At 35.1% G+C, this 16,318-nt stretch carries 14 protein-coding genes, 2 tRNA genes and 1 pseudogene; 4 read left to right on the top strand and 13 right to left on the bottom strand.

The genetic code is table 11. The annotated features are described in order from the left end of the window. Positions 1-37 precede the first annotated feature (37 nt). The 4 genes from lysA to C7377_RS08810 all read right to left on the bottom strand — a co-directional run bounded on the left by lysA (position 38) and on the right by C7377_RS08810 (position 5,214). Complete coding sequence (gene lysA, locus C7377_RS08825; protein ID WP_116496995.1) at positions 38-1,246, bottom strand: diaminopimelate decarboxylase; 1,209 nt, start codon at positions 1,244-1,246, stop codon at positions 38-40. Between the two features lie 208 nt (positions 1,247-1,454). Continuing rightward, positions 1,455-3,245, bottom strand: coding sequence for an arginine--tRNA ligase (gene argS, locus C7377_RS08820; protein WP_116496994.1), 1,791 nt, complete (start codon positions 3,243-3,245; stop codon positions 1,455-1,457). 13 nt (positions 3,246-3,258) lie between these two features. Further along, positions 3,259-3,726, bottom strand: a complete 468-nt coding sequence (locus tag C7377_RS08815) for a hypothetical protein (protein ID WP_116496993.1) — start codon at positions 3,724-3,726, stop codon at positions 3,259-3,261. Positions 3,727-3,792: 66 nt separating this feature from the next. Next, positions 3,793-5,214, bottom strand: coding sequence for an ATP-dependent DNA helicase (locus C7377_RS08810; RefSeq protein ID WP_116496992.1), 1,422 nt, complete (start codon positions 5,212-5,214; stop codon positions 3,793-3,795). Between the two features lie 83 nt (positions 5,215-5,297). On the opposite strand from C7377_RS08810, the gene C7377_RS08805 reads away from it, so the two are divergent. The 4 genes from C7377_RS08805 (at position 5,298) to C7377_RS08790 (ending at position 7,409) form a co-directional block, all read left to right on the top strand. Further along, a complete protein-coding gene (locus C7377_RS08805; protein ID WP_116496991.1) occupies positions 5,298-5,948 on the top strand; it encodes a PH domain-containing protein in 651 nt (216 codons plus the stop codon). A 9-nt stretch (positions 5,949-5,957) separates the two neighbouring features. Further along, on the top strand, positions 5,958-6,722 hold the full coding sequence (locus C7377_RS08800; protein ID WP_116496990.1) for a DUF3822 family protein: 765 nt from the start codon (positions 5,958-5,960) through the stop codon (positions 6,720-6,722). Positions 6,723-6,725: 3 nt separating this feature from the next. Continuing rightward, positions 6,726-7,259, top strand: a complete 534-nt coding sequence (locus tag C7377_RS08795; protein ID WP_116496989.1) for an RsmD family RNA methyltransferase — start codon at positions 6,726-6,728, stop codon at positions 7,257-7,259. 73 nt (positions 7,260-7,332) lie between these two features. After that, a tRNA-Asp gene (locus C7377_RS08790) sits at positions 7,333-7,409 on the top strand. A gap of 66 nt (positions 7,410-7,475) precedes the next feature. Here C7377_RS08790 and C7377_RS08785 read toward each other — a convergent pair. The 9 genes and pseudogenes from C7377_RS08785 to pflB all read right to left on the bottom strand — a co-directional run bounded on the left by C7377_RS08785 (position 7,476) and on the right by pflB (position 16,087). Beyond that, on the bottom strand, positions 7,476-8,180 hold the full coding sequence (locus C7377_RS08785; protein ID WP_116496988.1) for a HesA/MoeB/ThiF family protein: 705 nt from the start codon (positions 8,178-8,180) through the stop codon (positions 7,476-7,478). A gap of 3 nt (positions 8,181-8,183) precedes the next feature. Continuing rightward, the gene (gene thiH, locus C7377_RS08780; protein ID WP_116496987.1) at positions 8,184-9,299 is read right to left on the bottom strand and encodes a 2-iminoacetate synthase ThiH; all 1,116 of its coding nucleotides are present in this window, start codon (positions 9,297-9,299) and stop codon (positions 8,184-8,186) included. A gap of 6 nt (positions 9,300-9,305) precedes the next feature. After that, positions 9,306-9,467, bottom strand: a pseudogene (locus C7377_RS08775) (thiazole synthase); the annotation flags it as partial. A 206-nt stretch (positions 9,468-9,673) separates the two neighbouring features. Then, positions 9,674-9,748, bottom strand: a tRNA-Arg gene (locus tag C7377_RS08770). Between the two features lie 82 nt (positions 9,749-9,830). Continuing rightward, a complete protein-coding gene (locus C7377_RS08765) occupies positions 9,831-11,162 on the bottom strand; it encodes a glutamate--cysteine ligase (protein WP_116496986.1) in 1,332 nt (443 codons plus the stop codon). A 44-nt stretch (positions 11,163-11,206) separates the two neighbouring features. Beyond that, positions 11,207-12,211: a glutamate ligase gene (locus tag C7377_RS08760; protein WP_116496985.1), complete on the bottom strand. Its 1,005-nt coding sequence runs from the start codon at positions 12,209-12,211 to the stop codon at positions 11,207-11,209. 54 nt (positions 12,212-12,265) lie between these two features. Continuing rightward, positions 12,266-13,048 carry a formate/nitrite transporter family protein gene (locus tag C7377_RS08755; protein WP_116496984.1) on the bottom strand — a complete coding sequence of 261 codons (783 nt, stop codon included), beginning with the start codon at positions 13,046-13,048 and terminating at the stop codon, positions 12,266-12,268. A gap of 5 nt (positions 13,049-13,053) precedes the next feature. Continuing rightward, the gene (gene pflA, locus C7377_RS08750; RefSeq protein ID WP_116496983.1) at positions 13,054-13,779 is read right to left on the bottom strand and encodes a pyruvate formate-lyase-activating protein; all 726 of its coding nucleotides are present in this window, start codon (positions 13,777-13,779) and stop codon (positions 13,054-13,056) included. An 88-nt stretch (positions 13,780-13,867) separates the two neighbouring features. Further along, positions 13,868-16,087, bottom strand: a complete 2,220-nt coding sequence (pflB, locus tag C7377_RS08745) for a formate C-acetyltransferase (RefSeq protein WP_116496982.1) — start codon at positions 16,085-16,087, stop codon at positions 13,868-13,870. Between the last annotated feature and the right edge of the window lie 231 nt (positions 16,088-16,318).

The following is a 16,318-nucleotide window of genomic DNA, read 5'->3' as shown; positions in this document are numbered from 1 at the left end:
ACTGATTATTGCAAAGATAATTAAAATACTTCATTAATTAATCTAAGTCTATCTCAATTTGTTTCGCTAATAAATCTTCAAATGTTTCTCTTTCTCTAATTAAATAGTCTTTCCCTTTGTAAAGTAAAACCTCTGCAGGCTTGTATCTGGAATTAAAATTAGAAGACATAGAAAAACAATAGGCTCCTGCATTATGAAAACATAATATATCTCCTTCTGAAATTTCTGAAATTTGTCTATTGGATGCAAAAGTATCAGTCTCACAGATATATCCTACTACGGAGTAGAATCGTTTACGCCCATTAGGATGTGAAATATTGGTAATGTGATGGTATGCATCGTAAAACATCGGACGAATTAGGTGATTAAAGCCCGTGTTTACACCCGCAAAAACACTTGATGTTGTTTGCTTAATCACATTTACTTTCGCCAAGAATTTCCCAGACTCACTTACGAGAAATTTACCTGGTTCAAACATCAGCGTAAGCGAGCGACCGTAATCTTCGCAAAATTTATTAAACCTAGTTGAAAGTTGTTCGCCCAACTGCTTTATGTCCGTTTTGATATCTCCGTCTTTATAGGCAACCTTAAAACCACTGCCTAGGTCTATAAACTCCAGGTTTTTAAATGAAGTAGCTGCATTAAATAAAATGTTCGAAGCTATAATGAAAGTATCAATATCCAATATATCCGAGCCTGTATGCATATGGATTCCATTAATTCTCATCTTTGTATTTTCTACTACCCTCAACATCAGAGGTAATTGATGGATAGATATCCCAAATTTTGAATCAATATGACCTACAGAAATTTTACGATTGCCACCACCCATCACGTGCGGATTGATGCGTATACAAACGGGGACTTCTGGGTATTTCTGACCAAAAAGTTCCAATATTGAAATATTATCAATATTGATTTGTACGCCTAGCTCTACCGCCTGTTCTAATTCTTCAAATCCTACTCCATTGGGCGTAAAAATAATTTCCTCAGGAGCAAATCCTGCTTTCATTCCTAATTTTACTTCTTGTATAGAAACCGTGTCGAGTCCTGCACCCAACTTTTTGAAGATTTTTAATATTGAAATATTAGATAATGCTTTCATCGCATAATTCAATTTCAATTTCTCAACATTTGAGAATCCATCAATCAGTATATTGTACTTCTCTTCAATTTTATCAGCATCATATACATAGAGCGGACTATCATATTTATCTACCAAGGATAATAATAAATCATTTTCCATATCTAATTTTTTCTTGTACAAAAAAGGTGAGACAAGAAATAGCCTCACCTTTATAACAATTTATAAGCTACATGCTCTTATTTTTCTCTTCCAAATTTTTCTAAAATATGTGCTACATGTTTCCCGTTGCCTCTCTTCCTCCTAGACCAAACATCAAAGCAAAAACTACTGCTTTAATTTCTACAAAAATCGGGAAACGATGATATACTTACATTCTATCAGGAACACCTGCGCCTAATAATCCCATTCCTTCCTTTATCACTTTTCCAACTTGCTCTGAAAGTAATAACCTAAACTTCATAGGGTGTTCTTCTACATCTTTTAAAATAGGAAATTCATGATAGAACTGGTTAAATTCCTTGGCTAAAGAATATACATAATTTGCAATCAATGCAGGACTGCTTTCAGTGCAGGCACTCTTTACAATAGTCTTAAAATCTAACACTTCTTGCACTAGATGCAATTCTCTTTCGTCAGGAGATATTGAGTCTGAATCAATTGACAAATCAATACCTTCTTCCTTTGCTTTTCTCAACAAAGACTGAATACGAGCATAGGTATATTGTATAAATGGTCCTGTATTTCCATTAAAATCAATGGACTCTTTAGGGTTGAAAGTCATATTTTTCCGAGGATCAACTTTGAGCATAAAGTATTTTAATGCTCCCAGTGCAATAGTTTCATATACTTTCTCTGCCTCTTGTTGGCTATAGTCTTCCAATTTACCCAGTTCTTCGGACATTTTACGTGCGGTATCTATCATGTCAGCCATTAGGTCATCGGCATCAACTACAGTTCCTTCTCTTGATTTCATCTTTCCTTCTGGCAATTCCACCATTCCGTATGAAAAATGCTGTAATTCTTTTCCCCAATCAAATCCTAATTTATCCAAGATAATAGAAAGCACTTTAAAATGATAATTTTGCTCATTACCAACCACATAGATCATTTTATCAATATCGTAATCTTTGAAACGCAATTGTGCTGTTCCTATGTCTTGTGTCATATAGACTGATGTTCCATCAGCACGCAACAATATTTTTTCGTCTAAACCTTCTTCAGTCAAATCAGCCCAAACAGATCCGTCTTCCTTTTTGAAGAAGAAGCCTTCATTTAGTCCTCTTAAGACTTCATCGCGTCCTACAAGGTAAGTATCCGATTCGTAATAAATTTTGTCAAAATCAACTCCTAACTGCTTATAGGTGACATCAAATCCATCATAAACCCAGTTGTTCATCTTCTCCCACAACTCACGAACCTCTTTATCCTTCGCTTCCCACTTCAGCAACATTTCACGCACATCTTTCATTATTTGCGACTGTGCTTCAGCTTCTGCTTTGCTCAATCCTTTTTCTTGCAGCTCCGCAAGCTCTTTTTTGTATTCTTGATCAAACTTTACATAATAATCTCCAACCAATTTGTCTCCTTTTTGTCCTGTACTTTCAGGAGTTTCTCCATTACCCCAGCGTTGCCAAGCATACATCGATTTGCAGATGTGAATCCCTCTGTCATTTACAATATTCGTTTTAACAACTTTATAACCATTCGCCTCAAAAATCTTACTTAAAGAATATCCTAATAAGTTATTGCGAATATGCCCTAAGTGCAAAGGTTTGTTGGTATTAGGTGAAGAATATTCTATCATTACAAGTTCACTATCATCAGTTGCCTTTTCAATGCCATAGTGTTCATTTTCCGAAACTTTCAACAACTCACCCAACCAATATGACGAAGCAACAGAAAGATTCAGAAAGCCTTTTACAACATTATATCCTGAGATTTCCGAAAGTTGTGCTTTCAGTATTTCGCCAATTTCCTCAGCAGTAGTTTCCGGATTTTTCTTAGAATGACGTAATAGGGGAAAAACTACCAACGTAATATCTCCATCAAACTCTTTTTTTGTTTTTTGTAATTGAACTTGGCTTACGGGTAATTCTACTCCGTACTTTTCTTTCACAATGGCTACTACAGCCTCTTCTATTTTTTGTTCTATCGTCATCATCTGTTCTTTTCTATTTTTCTATTACGTATAGCGAATCTACACCAGTTAATGTTTTTCCGTTGTACTTCAATTTTACAAATTGATAAACGGTAGAAAAACAATCGTTCTTTTCTCTTATAACTTTTAGAGTAATTGTATCAATATCTAAACTGTCAGGTCCTAAAAACACACTGTCTAGTTGCAATTCGAAAGCCTTGCGAACTAATGGCATTGCATCGATATAATTATAATATAAATTACTATCTACCTTCTCTCTTATAACTTCAACATCTACCGGCACTGTACCTCTGTTTTTATTATAAAATGAAACTATACTGTCAGCATCAAAACCTCCTTTTTTTTCGAACATATCATTGCCTAAAGAATCTACCCACTGTATTTTAAAAGATAAGGGTTCAGGAGGATTATCCTCACAATCATTATTGCAAGATATTATAAAAAACATGCAGAGAAGAGCTCCTAAAATATTGCGAATCATAAATCGTATTTTTTACAAAATTACAGTTTTTTAGCCGAAAACAGACTTCCTATTCATTAAATGCTGTTAAGAGGCAGTGGTTGTCCTGTATTTTTCTTGAAAATTTACAAAAAACAACTTCTTTTTAGCACGAGTCACCGCTGTATAAAGCCATCGATAATAATCATCACCTAACATATCATCTGTCAAGTATCCTTGATCTACAAATACCACATCCCATTGTCCGCCCTGCGATTTATGGCAGGTAATAGCATAGGCAAATTTTACCTGTAATGCATTAAAATACGGATTTTCACGCATAGCCTTTTGGCGTTTCTTCTTATTTGTTAAATCGGCATAATCTTCAAGGACATTCAAATACAATTGTTTGTTTTCTTCTCGAGACAATGCTGGTGATTGTGATGTCAATGTATCTAACAAAATCTTAGTCTCAATTTCAATATCATAATTGACAAAGCGCAAACTTACTTCTGCAAAACGAAATCCATACAATTCTTCAATTCTTTTGAATGCTGTTATTTCAGCAATCTCACCATTGGCTATAAACTCCAGCTTAGCCTCATCATCTTTCCAATAATAATTATTCTTTACCACCATCAGGTAGTCCCCAACAGCGACTTCGTCCTCTCTATATAAAATTGTTTTGCGAATGCCTTCATTATATCCGTTAGCCCTTTTATTTGAACGGGTTATTACAATCGTTTCCTCAACGCCTTCTTTACTGTAAGAATCTGACAACCTCTCTATCAACTCTCCTCCGGTTATGTGCATTACGTCAAAAGATTCTGACAGTTTTAACGTATCGGTCTCATTAGCAGTGAGTTTTTTACGTAAAGATGTAGCATTCTCCAAAATCCCAGAATCAAATTCTTGTCGAATGACTTCTTTTAGCGTTATTTCCTCCACACTATAATGAAAAGTTTCATAAATATAAGAAGCATCTAAAGCATGTCCTAATTCTAGTCCGACTGGTGGCAACTGAGCTGTATCACCTACTAATAATAATTTGTTATTGTTTCCTGTTTCAAATATAAATCGAAAAACATCCGTCAAAAGACGTCCGCTTCCAAACGGTGAATAGGTATCTTCATCGGAAAGCATAGACGCCTCATCTATAATAAAAAGTGTATTTCTCGCTTTATTAAAGTTCAAGACAAAGTCTCCCATTCCATCTTCATCAGATTTTTGTCTATAAATATGCTTGTGTATAGTCCATGTCGGTGTATTAGCAAAGCCAGAAAATACCTTTGCTGCTCTACCTGTTGGAGCTAACAAAATAATTTTCATTTTCTGTTTCTTCATTGCTTTTACCAGAGCTGCTACTGCTGAAGTTTTTCCTGTCCCCGCATATCCTTTGAGAATGAATACTTTATTGGAGTTTCGGTCTAGCAAATAGTTACTTATACGATCAAAAAAATCTAATTGCAGGTCAGTTGGAGTATGCGGGAAAAACTTTTTTATTGATTCTGAAATATATTTATTCAACATTTTTTTTTATATTAGCGACCTGTTAGCGGGTGCTAATTTAATCTTATAAACCGAAAACATAAAATTAAAAAAATATTATAACTATGAGAATTGTTTTACAGATTGTACTGGCAGTAGCAATAGTCTTCTTGGGCTATATGGTTTTTCAAAGCATAAATGTACCTATGCAGTTTGAGAAAATAAAAAATAAGCGAGATAGAGAAGTCATTGCGAAATTAAAAGATATTCGTGAAGCACAAAGAGCCTATGTATTGTCTCATGGAAAATATACAGGTAGTTTTGATTCTTTAGAGAATTTCATAAGAACAGGAAATATTCCTTTGATTAAGCGTACAGGTGTACTAACTGATGAAATGCTTGCAGATGGTATCAATGAAGAAAAAGCCATCAAAAAAGGTTTAATTCAAATTGATACAATAAAAGTTCCAGTGATGGATAGCCTTTTTGGTAAAAGACCAAACTTTAAGGTAGAGAATATGAAGTATCTTCCTATCCCTGATAAGAAAGAAACTTTCGATATGGCAGCTAAAGAACTTCCTACTGAGTCTGGATTGTTAGTACCGGTATATGAGGTAAAGGTTCATTATGACAAGCTTTTCCAAGACTTAAGAGAAGGCGAGTATAATGAAGAATATCGTGCTGATACTATGGAGCTAGTCCGTTTGAATAAATATATAGGTCTGAAAATTGGTAGCCTAGAGGAAGCAAACGACGGTGCTGGAAACTGGGAGTAATAGCTGTATATGACAGCCAACAATAATACAACATATAGTCTATCCATTCAGTTAGCTCTGGATGGATTTTCTTTTCTATTATACAATAGGAACAAGAACTCTATTGAGCTAGAAAAGGAGGTGAGATATACAGAGCAAGAAAAGTTCTATGACTGGCTAAAAGTAAAACTAGCTAAGGAAGAGATATTGAGGAGAAAGTATGAAAGCATTAACTTACTGTACACTCCTGAGAAATTTACCCTTGTTCCAACAGTATTCATTGAAGAGAAAAAGCTAAAAGAACTGTTCTCTTTAACTTTCCCGCTCGAGGAAACAGAAATGATAGAATCTGAAATGGTTGGTAATTACACTATGCTGTCTGCTATCACTAGCGACTATTATAATTTAGTGAAAGATTACTTTCCAAAGTTAAAGGTCAAAACTACCCCTACTCTCTTATTAGAAATGCTCGACACAAGCACAATATGGAATATCGGAGTGGTTATCCTTTATCAAAAGCTACATATCATTGTCATAAAAGATGATAAAGTGCAATTGTGTAACAGTTTCCAATTCCTAACAAAAGATGATTTACTTTTTTATATGCTTTATACTTTTGACAATTTAGATATTCCTGTGACAAACAGCAGTATTCAACTTTTTGGAAATCGTGACTATCTCCCTTTACTGAAAAATGAATTAACCAGATATCATAATGATATCCGTATAATGGAACCAGCCTGTGGGTTAACTTCAAAAATTCCAATGGGCAATTTATTGCTATCAAACAGTTAACTTATGAGAATCATCAGTGGCACCCATAAAGGCAGACGTTTTCAAGTAGGCAGCAAATTCAAAGCACGTCCTACCACTGATTTTGCTAAAGAAACATTATTTAATGTCCTTCAAAATTTATATGAATTTACTGATTTGGCTGTCTTAGACCTTTTCAGTGGCACAGGAGGTATCAGTTACGAATTTGCATCACGTGGTGCCAATCCTATTTTTTCGATTGAACAAAATATCAAACATTATGAATATATACGAAAAAATAGTGAAGCCTTAGGATTCGGAGATAGCATTAATACGATTAAAGCAAATGTATTCTCCTATCTCCCTAAAATCAATCAAAAATTTGATATCATATTTGCAGATCCTCCTTTTGATATGGAAGAAACGATAAAACTTCCTGATTTAATTTTCCATCATTCACTTTTAAATACTGATGGAATTTTCATATTTGAACACTCTGAAGATAAAGACTTTTCAAAGCACCCACACTTTGAAAGGATCGTAAAAAGAGGCAGTGTTTACTTCAGTTTTTTTGAATAAAATGCATTTTTTTCATCAAAGTATTTGCAGGTAAAAAAAAAACGCCTATATTTGCAACGCATTTAAGCAAAACGGTCTGGTAGTTCAGTTGGTTAGAATACATGCCTGTCACGCATGGGGTCGCGAGTTCGAGTCTCGTCCAGACCGCCAACAAAGAGAAAAAGCTTCTGAGGAATCAGAAGCTTTTTTGTCTTTAATTGAGTAAAATCAATGTATTTATATCTCAAAAATTTGCTGTTGATTCGTTCTCAAATTATAAGTAAGCAATTTGCCTGAGAGACTATTCTCTGATCCTAATATCCATTTCAAGACTTCATTTGCCTGTAAGCAACCAATAATTCCTGGCAAAACCCCTAACACTCCATAGTTGCTTGCCGAAGGTCTTACGCCATCTTCCTCCGGAAACAAGGCTCGGTACGATTGCCCTTTTGCTCCGGCAAACACACTAACTTGTCCAGCATATTCTAAAATAGAGCCATAAATCCAAATCTTTTTATGCTTTAATGCGGTTTTATCAATTAAATATCTTGCAGTAAAATTATCAGTACAATCGACAATCATATCGTATTTAAAAAAAAGCTTATCTGCATTTTCTTCATTCAATAAACCAATGTAGGGTATTATTTTACAATTTGGATTATTGGCTTTGAGTTTTTTTGTAGCAACCTCCACTTTTGGTTTTCCGATATCATCGCTTCCGTAAAGAATCTGCCGAGGTAGATTGCTCAAACTTACTACATCATTATCCACAATGCCGACAATTCCTACTCCTGCACCAACTATGTATTGCAAAACAGGACATCCTAATCCCCCTGCTCCTATAACTAAAACTTTAGCATTTTTCAATTTTAGTTGCCATTGTTCTCCTATTTCAGAGAGCACTATCTGTCGAGAATAGCGTTCTTTTTCTACTACTGTCATAACTTACCAACGTTGAAAATGTTCCCAGTCTTTCCAAACGACTTCTTTACCAAGCGTTTTCAAGGTTTCCTTAACCTCAGCAGTTGTACGTGTATCATTTATAGAAAATTGTTCTAGCGACTCCGGTGCTACGGCATAGCCTCCAGGATTTGTACGAGATTCGGCACTAAAAGTCGTAACGCCCATCTGCACGATGTGATTTCTAAAATCTGCACTCTCGCGTGTTGAAATAGATAGTTCCAAATCTTCGTCCAGCAAACGATAAGCACAAATCAACTGAACTAAATCAGCATCCATCATTTCTACCTTTGGTTGCACATCGCCTTCGTGAGGTCTCAACCGTGGAAAAGACATCGAGAACTTCGTCTGCCAATATTTTTTCTGTAAATATTTAAAATGCAAAGCGGTAAAAAAACTGTCTGCTCGCCAATCTTCCAAGCCAAACAAAGCTCCCAATCCTATTTTGTGCATTCCAGCCATTCCCATTCTATCAGGAGCTTCCAAACGATAATGAAAATCACTTTTCTTGCCTCGCAAATGATACTTAGGATATTCGTGTTTATTATAGGTCTCTTGATACACCATCACGGCATACAAACCCGCATCGACCAATCTTTTATATTCATTGGTCTCCAAGGGTTGCACTTCGATACTTACATTAGCAAATAACGCTCTTGCTATTTCTATCGTTTTCTCCAGATAATCTACTCCCGCTATTTTATTTGCCTCTCCCGTCACCAATAAAATATGTTCGTAACCTTTCGCCTTTAAGTATTCCATCTCTATACGAACTTCTTCTTCGGATAAAATCTTACGAGGAATTTTATTTTGAATACTAAAACCGCAATAAGTACATTGGTTTGTACAAATATTACTCAAATACATCGGAGCATAAATCTGCACCGTATTCCCAAAGCGTTTTTTGGTCAAAAGAGCACTTTGCTGTGCCATAGCTTCCAAATAAGGCTGTTCTGCGGGAGAAATTAAAGCTTGAAAATCATCTAAATTCTTTCTTTTTTTGGCAAGTGCAGTAAGCACATCTGCTTCCGTTTTAGCATAGATTCGCTTTCGCTCCCCTTCCCAATCATATTCTTTATGAATTGCTGAAAATGTTTCCATAATTCGTTATTTTAAGAATGAAGTTAGTGGACTACTTGCTTCTGCTTTCTCTCTCACGGGTGCTAATTGGGCAATAAAGGCTGTTCTACCAGCGATTACGGCTTGCTCAAACGCCTTAGCCATAGCTACAGGATCAGAAGCCACTGCAATGGCTGTATTGATAATTAATGGGGATTTTTTGATTAGGTAGATGATCGATAGTCAATTTAATACGCATTTTTTACACCTCTAAAGTTAAACGGTCTTTAAAGGTGTAAAAAAATTATCAAATAAAATACCAGGTAATTATTTGAATAACTACCCTATCAACATTCATTCTTCAAAACTTTGGATAAATAAAAAGCCGTATCCTTAAATTGATACGGCTTTTTGAGTGATCCAGACAGGGCTCGAACCTGTGACCCGCAGCTTAGAAGGCTGCTGCTCTAATCCAACTGAGCTACTGGACCCCATTCTTTTATAAATGCGACTGCAAAGATAATAAAACTATCGTTTTTTACAGAAAATCTGAGCGAAAAATCTCAAAATTATTTATATCATCTTACATTGGCAAGAGTCAAACACTTTTTGAATATTATTCTTCCAAGTGCTATTGAATTGCTCTACAAGTACTTGTGCACGAGTCTTCGCTGTGTCAACTATTTCTTCCAAAGGTTTTAAATATACTGCCTCGCTCTCAATATTCAATTGTTTTGCTCTATTGGTTAATCCTCTTTTTGAAATTGCCAATACAAGTTTCGCAACCTCAATAAGTAAATTGCCTTTAATTTTTGAATGAATTGCTTTCTTAGCGACTAAATCTCTCAATTCTAAAAATTCCTCATTGGCAAAACCGTTAACATATTGATATATTTCTTCCAAAGCATCCTCATCATACAATAAACCCACCCAAAACGCAGCTAAGGCAGTAACAAAACAAGAACATCCACCGTCGGCACCACGCATTTCAATATACCGCTTTAATCTAATATCAGGGAAAACGGTAGAGATATGCGTTTCCCAGTCTTCCATAGTCGGATCAAATTTAGATTTTCCTTTTCTAAATTCATCAAAAGTCATCATGTCAATTGGCTGTGTTACATCATCTTTTGTAACAAAAAGCATGGGGACTTGAAGTAAATAATCAACCCAGCGTTCAAACGAAAAATCTTTCTCTAACACAAATGGTAAACATCCACAACGATCTATATCTGTGTAGTTCCATACGTGCGATCGATAGGAATAAAATCTACTATCTTTTCCTTCGACAAATGGGGAATTGGCAAAGAGTGCCATAACAAGTGGCTGTAAGAACTGACCTACGTACATTTTTTTACGCATATCCTCTTCACTAGAATAATCCAGATTGACTTGGATAGTTGCAGTACGACCCATCATATCCAATCCATGAATATCCTTGTTAGCCATATGTTTTCTCATAATATTGTAGCGTTGCTTAGGAATCCATGAAATATCATCTCTTGTAGAAATAGGATCAAAACCTAAGCATAGTGGTTGCATATTGAGCGATGATGCTAGTTGGCTCAATTCGGTAAAATGCGACCTTGTTTCCTGAGAAATATCATGAACAGTCGTCAATGGTGCTCCGGATAACTCAAACTGTCCTCCAGGCTCTAGGGTAATATTACTATTGCCTTTAGAAACAGACAGCAAATTACCCATTTCATATTTACCTTTCCATCCATTTTCAATAAACTTCTTCAACAACATCTCAATGCCATCCTCACCATAATATTGAACTCGTTTAAGATTGTCTTTATAAAATAAAAACTTCTCGTGTTCTACACCAACCTTCCACGCTTCTTTTGGAGTACACCCTTCTTCAAAGTAGGAAACCAACTGTTCTTTAGACAATATGCTCATTAACTTCTTTTCTATCGTACATAACAAAGATTATTCCTAACCGACTATTTTGAATTTAGGATTGCATCCAACACGTATTTTTCTACTTGTCTATTTTTCCCTTTGTAAGGATAGGAATGCATAGAGAGCATCGCGGGTGCATTCAATTCCACAACAATATGATTCGTTTTAGAAGGTTCTGCGTCTATATTCTGTATAATAATATCTACTCCTGCTATTTTCAAACCAGAAGCTTGAGTTGCTTTAACAGCAATCTCTTTATAGAAATCTGACATTTCATCAGTGACGTCAATACTGTCCCCTCCTGTACTTAGATTTGAATTATTTCGAAGTGAAACAAGTGTATTTTTATCAGGAATAGAATGTAAATTCAAATTTTGTGATTTCAGTACTCGTTCCACTTCATCATCAACCTCTAATTTTAATAATGGAGTGCGATAGTCGTTTCCTCTATTTTTATTTTTCTGTTTTATAAGTTCGCCAATGTTCTTTTCACCATCTCCTACGACATTAGCTGGTATACGATATGCAACAGCCCTCACCACATTTTCAACAACTAAAAAGCGGTATTCTCTTCCTGTGAAATATCTTTCAACAATAACTTGATTAGCATATTGAAATGCTTTAGCAACAGCTCTTTCAAAAGACTCCTTGTCTGTAATATTAGTTGTAATACCAATTCCGTGGTCAGTATCTTTAGGTTTTACCACAACTGGAAATTCGATTGAACAATTATCAAAAGATTTTTCGTCAGTTATTAGCTGTCCTTCAGCTACATTTACTCCAGCCCTTTTTAAAAATAACTTTGTTAACCATTTATCATTTGAAATCCAAAAGGATATCAGTGAGTTTGCATCAGAAATAGTACCTTCTTTAATGATAAATTCTTTATTTTCATGATAAACTACAATTAAATTCTGAGCAGTACTCAAGACTTCAAACTCAATATCTCTATTAAGCAGTTCTTTAATAATTAACTGAGTAGTAGCTTCAAAATCTTCATAACCTTCTAATGGTATGAAATCATAGTTTGATTCAAAATAATCCATATCAAGCGCTTTTACAATATCTTTCCTAAAAGTAGGAAAAAAGTATGATATGCTTTATTCTTTATCATACAAATACCAGTAAGCAGTACCTACAAAAAAGGCTCCACCTATAATATTTCCGATAGTTACAGGAATTAAATTGTCAATAAAAAACTGTGTCCAAGTGATATCTGCTCCATAAAAAATCGCAGTAGGAATAAAAAACATATTGGCAACACAGTGTTCAAAGCCCATAGCAACAAAAGCCATAATTGGAAACCATATTGCCACGATTTTACTTACAACGTCCTTTGATGCAAAAGCCATCCACATAGCCAAAGCAACCATCCAATTACAAACAATTCCTTTTACCAGCGTAACCATAAATGGATAAGCTACTTTTTTTTCACCAATAGCAATTGTAGATTCTAAAGTAATGGAATCTTTCAGCATTCCCGTATAATAAGCAAATAGCCAGGCAACGACTAATGAACCTATGAAATTACCAATGTAAACAATGCCCCAGTTCTTTAGAGGTACTTTGAAAGACATTCTTTTAGAGAACACAGAAGGAACAAAATAGGCGGTATTTCCAGTAAATAAGTCTGCACCGGCTACAGCTACTAGAATAAGTCCCAGAGGGAAAACGCCTCCGAAAACTAGCTTTTGTAAACCTGGGTTCGTTTGTGCAATCTCTGGTATCGCTCCGCCAATCATTAGAGCCAAGAAACTACCCATGGCAATATATCCCCCTGCAAGCAAGGAGGCTACAAATGTCTTCCTCCAATGAGTATTTGCTTTGGATGTAGCAACTTGGTTGACTTGTTGTACTATTTCTTTTGAATTATAAAAATTCATATTTTTTAGTTTACAATAATATTTTTAAAATATTGTTCCAATATATTTTGTGCTTTATTTAATTGCTCAGGTGTATTTTTCTTGATATCCTTCAACGTGTAGTTCAATCCCATATGTTCATATTTATGCACACCTAAGCTATGATAAGGCTGTATTTCTAATTTTTCAATATTCGAAAAATTTTCAAAATGCTTACCAAGTTTATTCAAATCCTCTTCATTATCAGTTAATGTTGGCACCAGTACGTATCTAAGCCAAGTTCTTTTACCCTTAGATTTTAAATATTCAGCTAATTCTAGAGTTGGCTGATTTTTCTTACTTGTAATCTTTACATGATCTTTCTCATTGATATGTTTAATATCCAGTAGCACAAGATCTGTATATTCTAAGAGTTCTTTTACGGAGTCATTGAAAACACTGCCATTTGTATCTATACATGTATTGATATTTTCTTCTCTTAAGCGTTTGAAGAGAGGAATGAGTTCTTTTGCTTGCAATAGCGGTTCTCCTCCGGAAATAGTAACACCACCCTTTTTCCCGAAAAATGGTTTTTGGTTGATAGCCATGGCTACTATATCTTCTATTTGCATTAAATCACCACCTACTAAAGGTATAGTATCAACATTGGCACAGTAGCTACACTTAAAATTACATCCTTGCAGAAAAACAATTAATCTGATACCTGGACCATCATAGGTGCCTAGTGATTCTATAGAATGTACTCTTAGCATAATTAAAAATCATAAAAACTTGCTCACATTCAAGTAATGAAAGCAAGCAAGTTTTTTTTTAAATATAATAATCTTATAAAGATATTTTTTACATACTATCAAAGAAGCTTCTAGAGATAACTTCCATTTGTTGCTCCTTAGTCAGTCTTACAAAATTAACTGCATATCCTGAAACCCTTATTGTTAATTGAGGATATTCTTCAGGACGTTTCATAGCATCTTCTAGAAGCTCTCTGTTCAATACGTTTACATTTAGATGATGTGCTCCCTTACCAAAATATGCATCCAATAACGTAGATAAGTTTTCAATTCTCTCTTCCTCGTTAGGACCTAATGATTTTGGTACTATAGAGAATGTATTTGAAATACCATCTTGAGATGCAGTATAATCTAATTTAGCTACTGAACTCAACGAAGCAATCGCTCCTTTAGTATCCCTTCCGTGCATTGGATTGGCACCTGGTGCAAATGGAATTCCTTTTGCTCGACCATCTGGAGTAGCTCCGGTTTTATGTCCGTAAACAACATTAGAGGTGATGGTTAATATCGAAAGTGTAGGTTCAGCATTTTTATAAACAGGATGTTTAGACAATTGCTCATTAAAGTAACGAGGTACTTCTACAGCAAAGTAATCAACTCTATCATCATCATTTCCATAGCAAGGAAATTCACCTTCAATATTAAAAGTATCAGAAACTCCCATCTCATTTCGAACAACTGTAACTTTAGCATTTTTTATTGCTGATAAAGAATCGGCAACTATTGAAAGTCCTGCAACACCATACGCTAAGTTGATTTGATGATCAGTGTCTATGAAAGCCATTTGAGCTTTTTCATAATAGTACTTATCGTGCATATAATGAATGATGTTCATAGATTCATTATAAACTCGTGCCATCTCTTTCATACACAGTTTATAATTAGCCATCACTTCGTCATAATCTAACACATCACTCTTCAGAGCAGGAATTCCATCAATAATTTTCTTACCAGTCATCTCACAACGACCTTCGTTAATTGCCAATAGAAGAGTTTTAGCCAGATTGCATCGTGCACCAAAAAATTGAATCTGCTTACCAATCTCTTGATAAGAAACACAACAAGCGATACCATAATCATCAGATTTTCTGCTTTCACGCATCAACTCATCATTTTCATATTGAATAGATGAAGTGTCTATAGACACTTTAGAGCAAAACTCTTTAAATCCTTCAGGTAAAGTACTTGACCAAAGTACAGTCATATTAGGTTCGGGTGATGGACCTAAGTTATAAAGCGTTTGTAGAAATCGGAATGAAGTTTTCGTTACTTTATGACGACCATCCATTAAGCGACCACCAATTGACTCTGTTACCCAAGTAGGATCACCTGCAAAAATCTCATCATAAGCATTCATGCGAAGATGACGAACTACGCGCAACTTCATCACAAACTGATCTATTAACTCTTGAGCAAACTCTTCACTTATTTTACCTTCATTAAGGTCGTATTCTATATAAATATCAAGGAAAGAAGACACATTACCTAATGACATAGCTGCACCATCTTGCTCTTTCACTGCTGCCAAGTAAGCCATATATACCCATTGTACCGCTTCTTGAGCACTTTCTGCGGGCTTAGAAAGATCTAAGCCATATTTATCACCTAAAACTTTTATTTCTTTTAAAGCTTTAATTTGTTCCTGAACCTCTTCACGTAAACGAATACGCTCATCAGTCATAGGCCCTAAAAGCTTTGCTAAGTCTTCTTTCTTTGCTTCAACAAGTTTATCAATTCCATATAGAGCTAAACGTCTATAATCACCGATAATACGTCCTCTAGCGTAGTTATCTGGTAATCCAGTTAGAAAACCCAATGAACGGAATTTTCTTATTTCATCAGTGTATACATCAAAAACACCATCATTATGTGTCTTTGCATAATTGTTGAAGATGTCTTTTACTCTATCTGAAACTTCTAATCCATGTTCTTGACAGGCTTTTTCAACAACCTTTATTCCTCCATAAGGCTTCATTGCTCTACGCAATAATTCATCAGTTTGCAAACCAACAATAAGCTCCAAGTCTTTATCAATGTAGCCTGCATCGAAACTAGTAATTAAAGAAACTGTTTCAGTATCAATAGATCGTACTCCACCGTTTGCGCGCTCTTCTTTTATAGCATTTAGACATATATCCCAAAGCTTCTTGGTTCTATCTGTAGCCTCACTAAGAAAATTAGCGTCTCCATCATAAGGAGTTACGTTATTGAACACAAAATCTCTAACATCAATTGAAGTATTCCACTTCCCTTTTTTAAATGTTTTCATTACATTATTATAAATAAAATACAACTAAATATACCATTCTCAAAACGGACACGAAGATAGTAAATAAAACTTATCTACTGTACAAAAAATGATAATAAAACTGTGTTGTAAAACCTACATATTTCGGTATTTGTATAAAAACAAAGCGAGGCTAACTCCTAATTGGAATTAGCCTCGCTGAAAATAGGGCGTCGTCCTACTCTCCCACATTGCTGCAGTACCATCGGCGCT

Origin of the sequence: Balneicella halophila (assembly GCF_003096835.1) — a bacterium.
GTDB classification, from domain to species: domain Bacteria; phylum Bacteroidota; class Bacteroidia; order Bacteroidales; family Balneicellaceae; genus Balneicella; species Balneicella halophila.
This window is presented reverse-complemented; position numbering and strand designations above follow the sequence as displayed.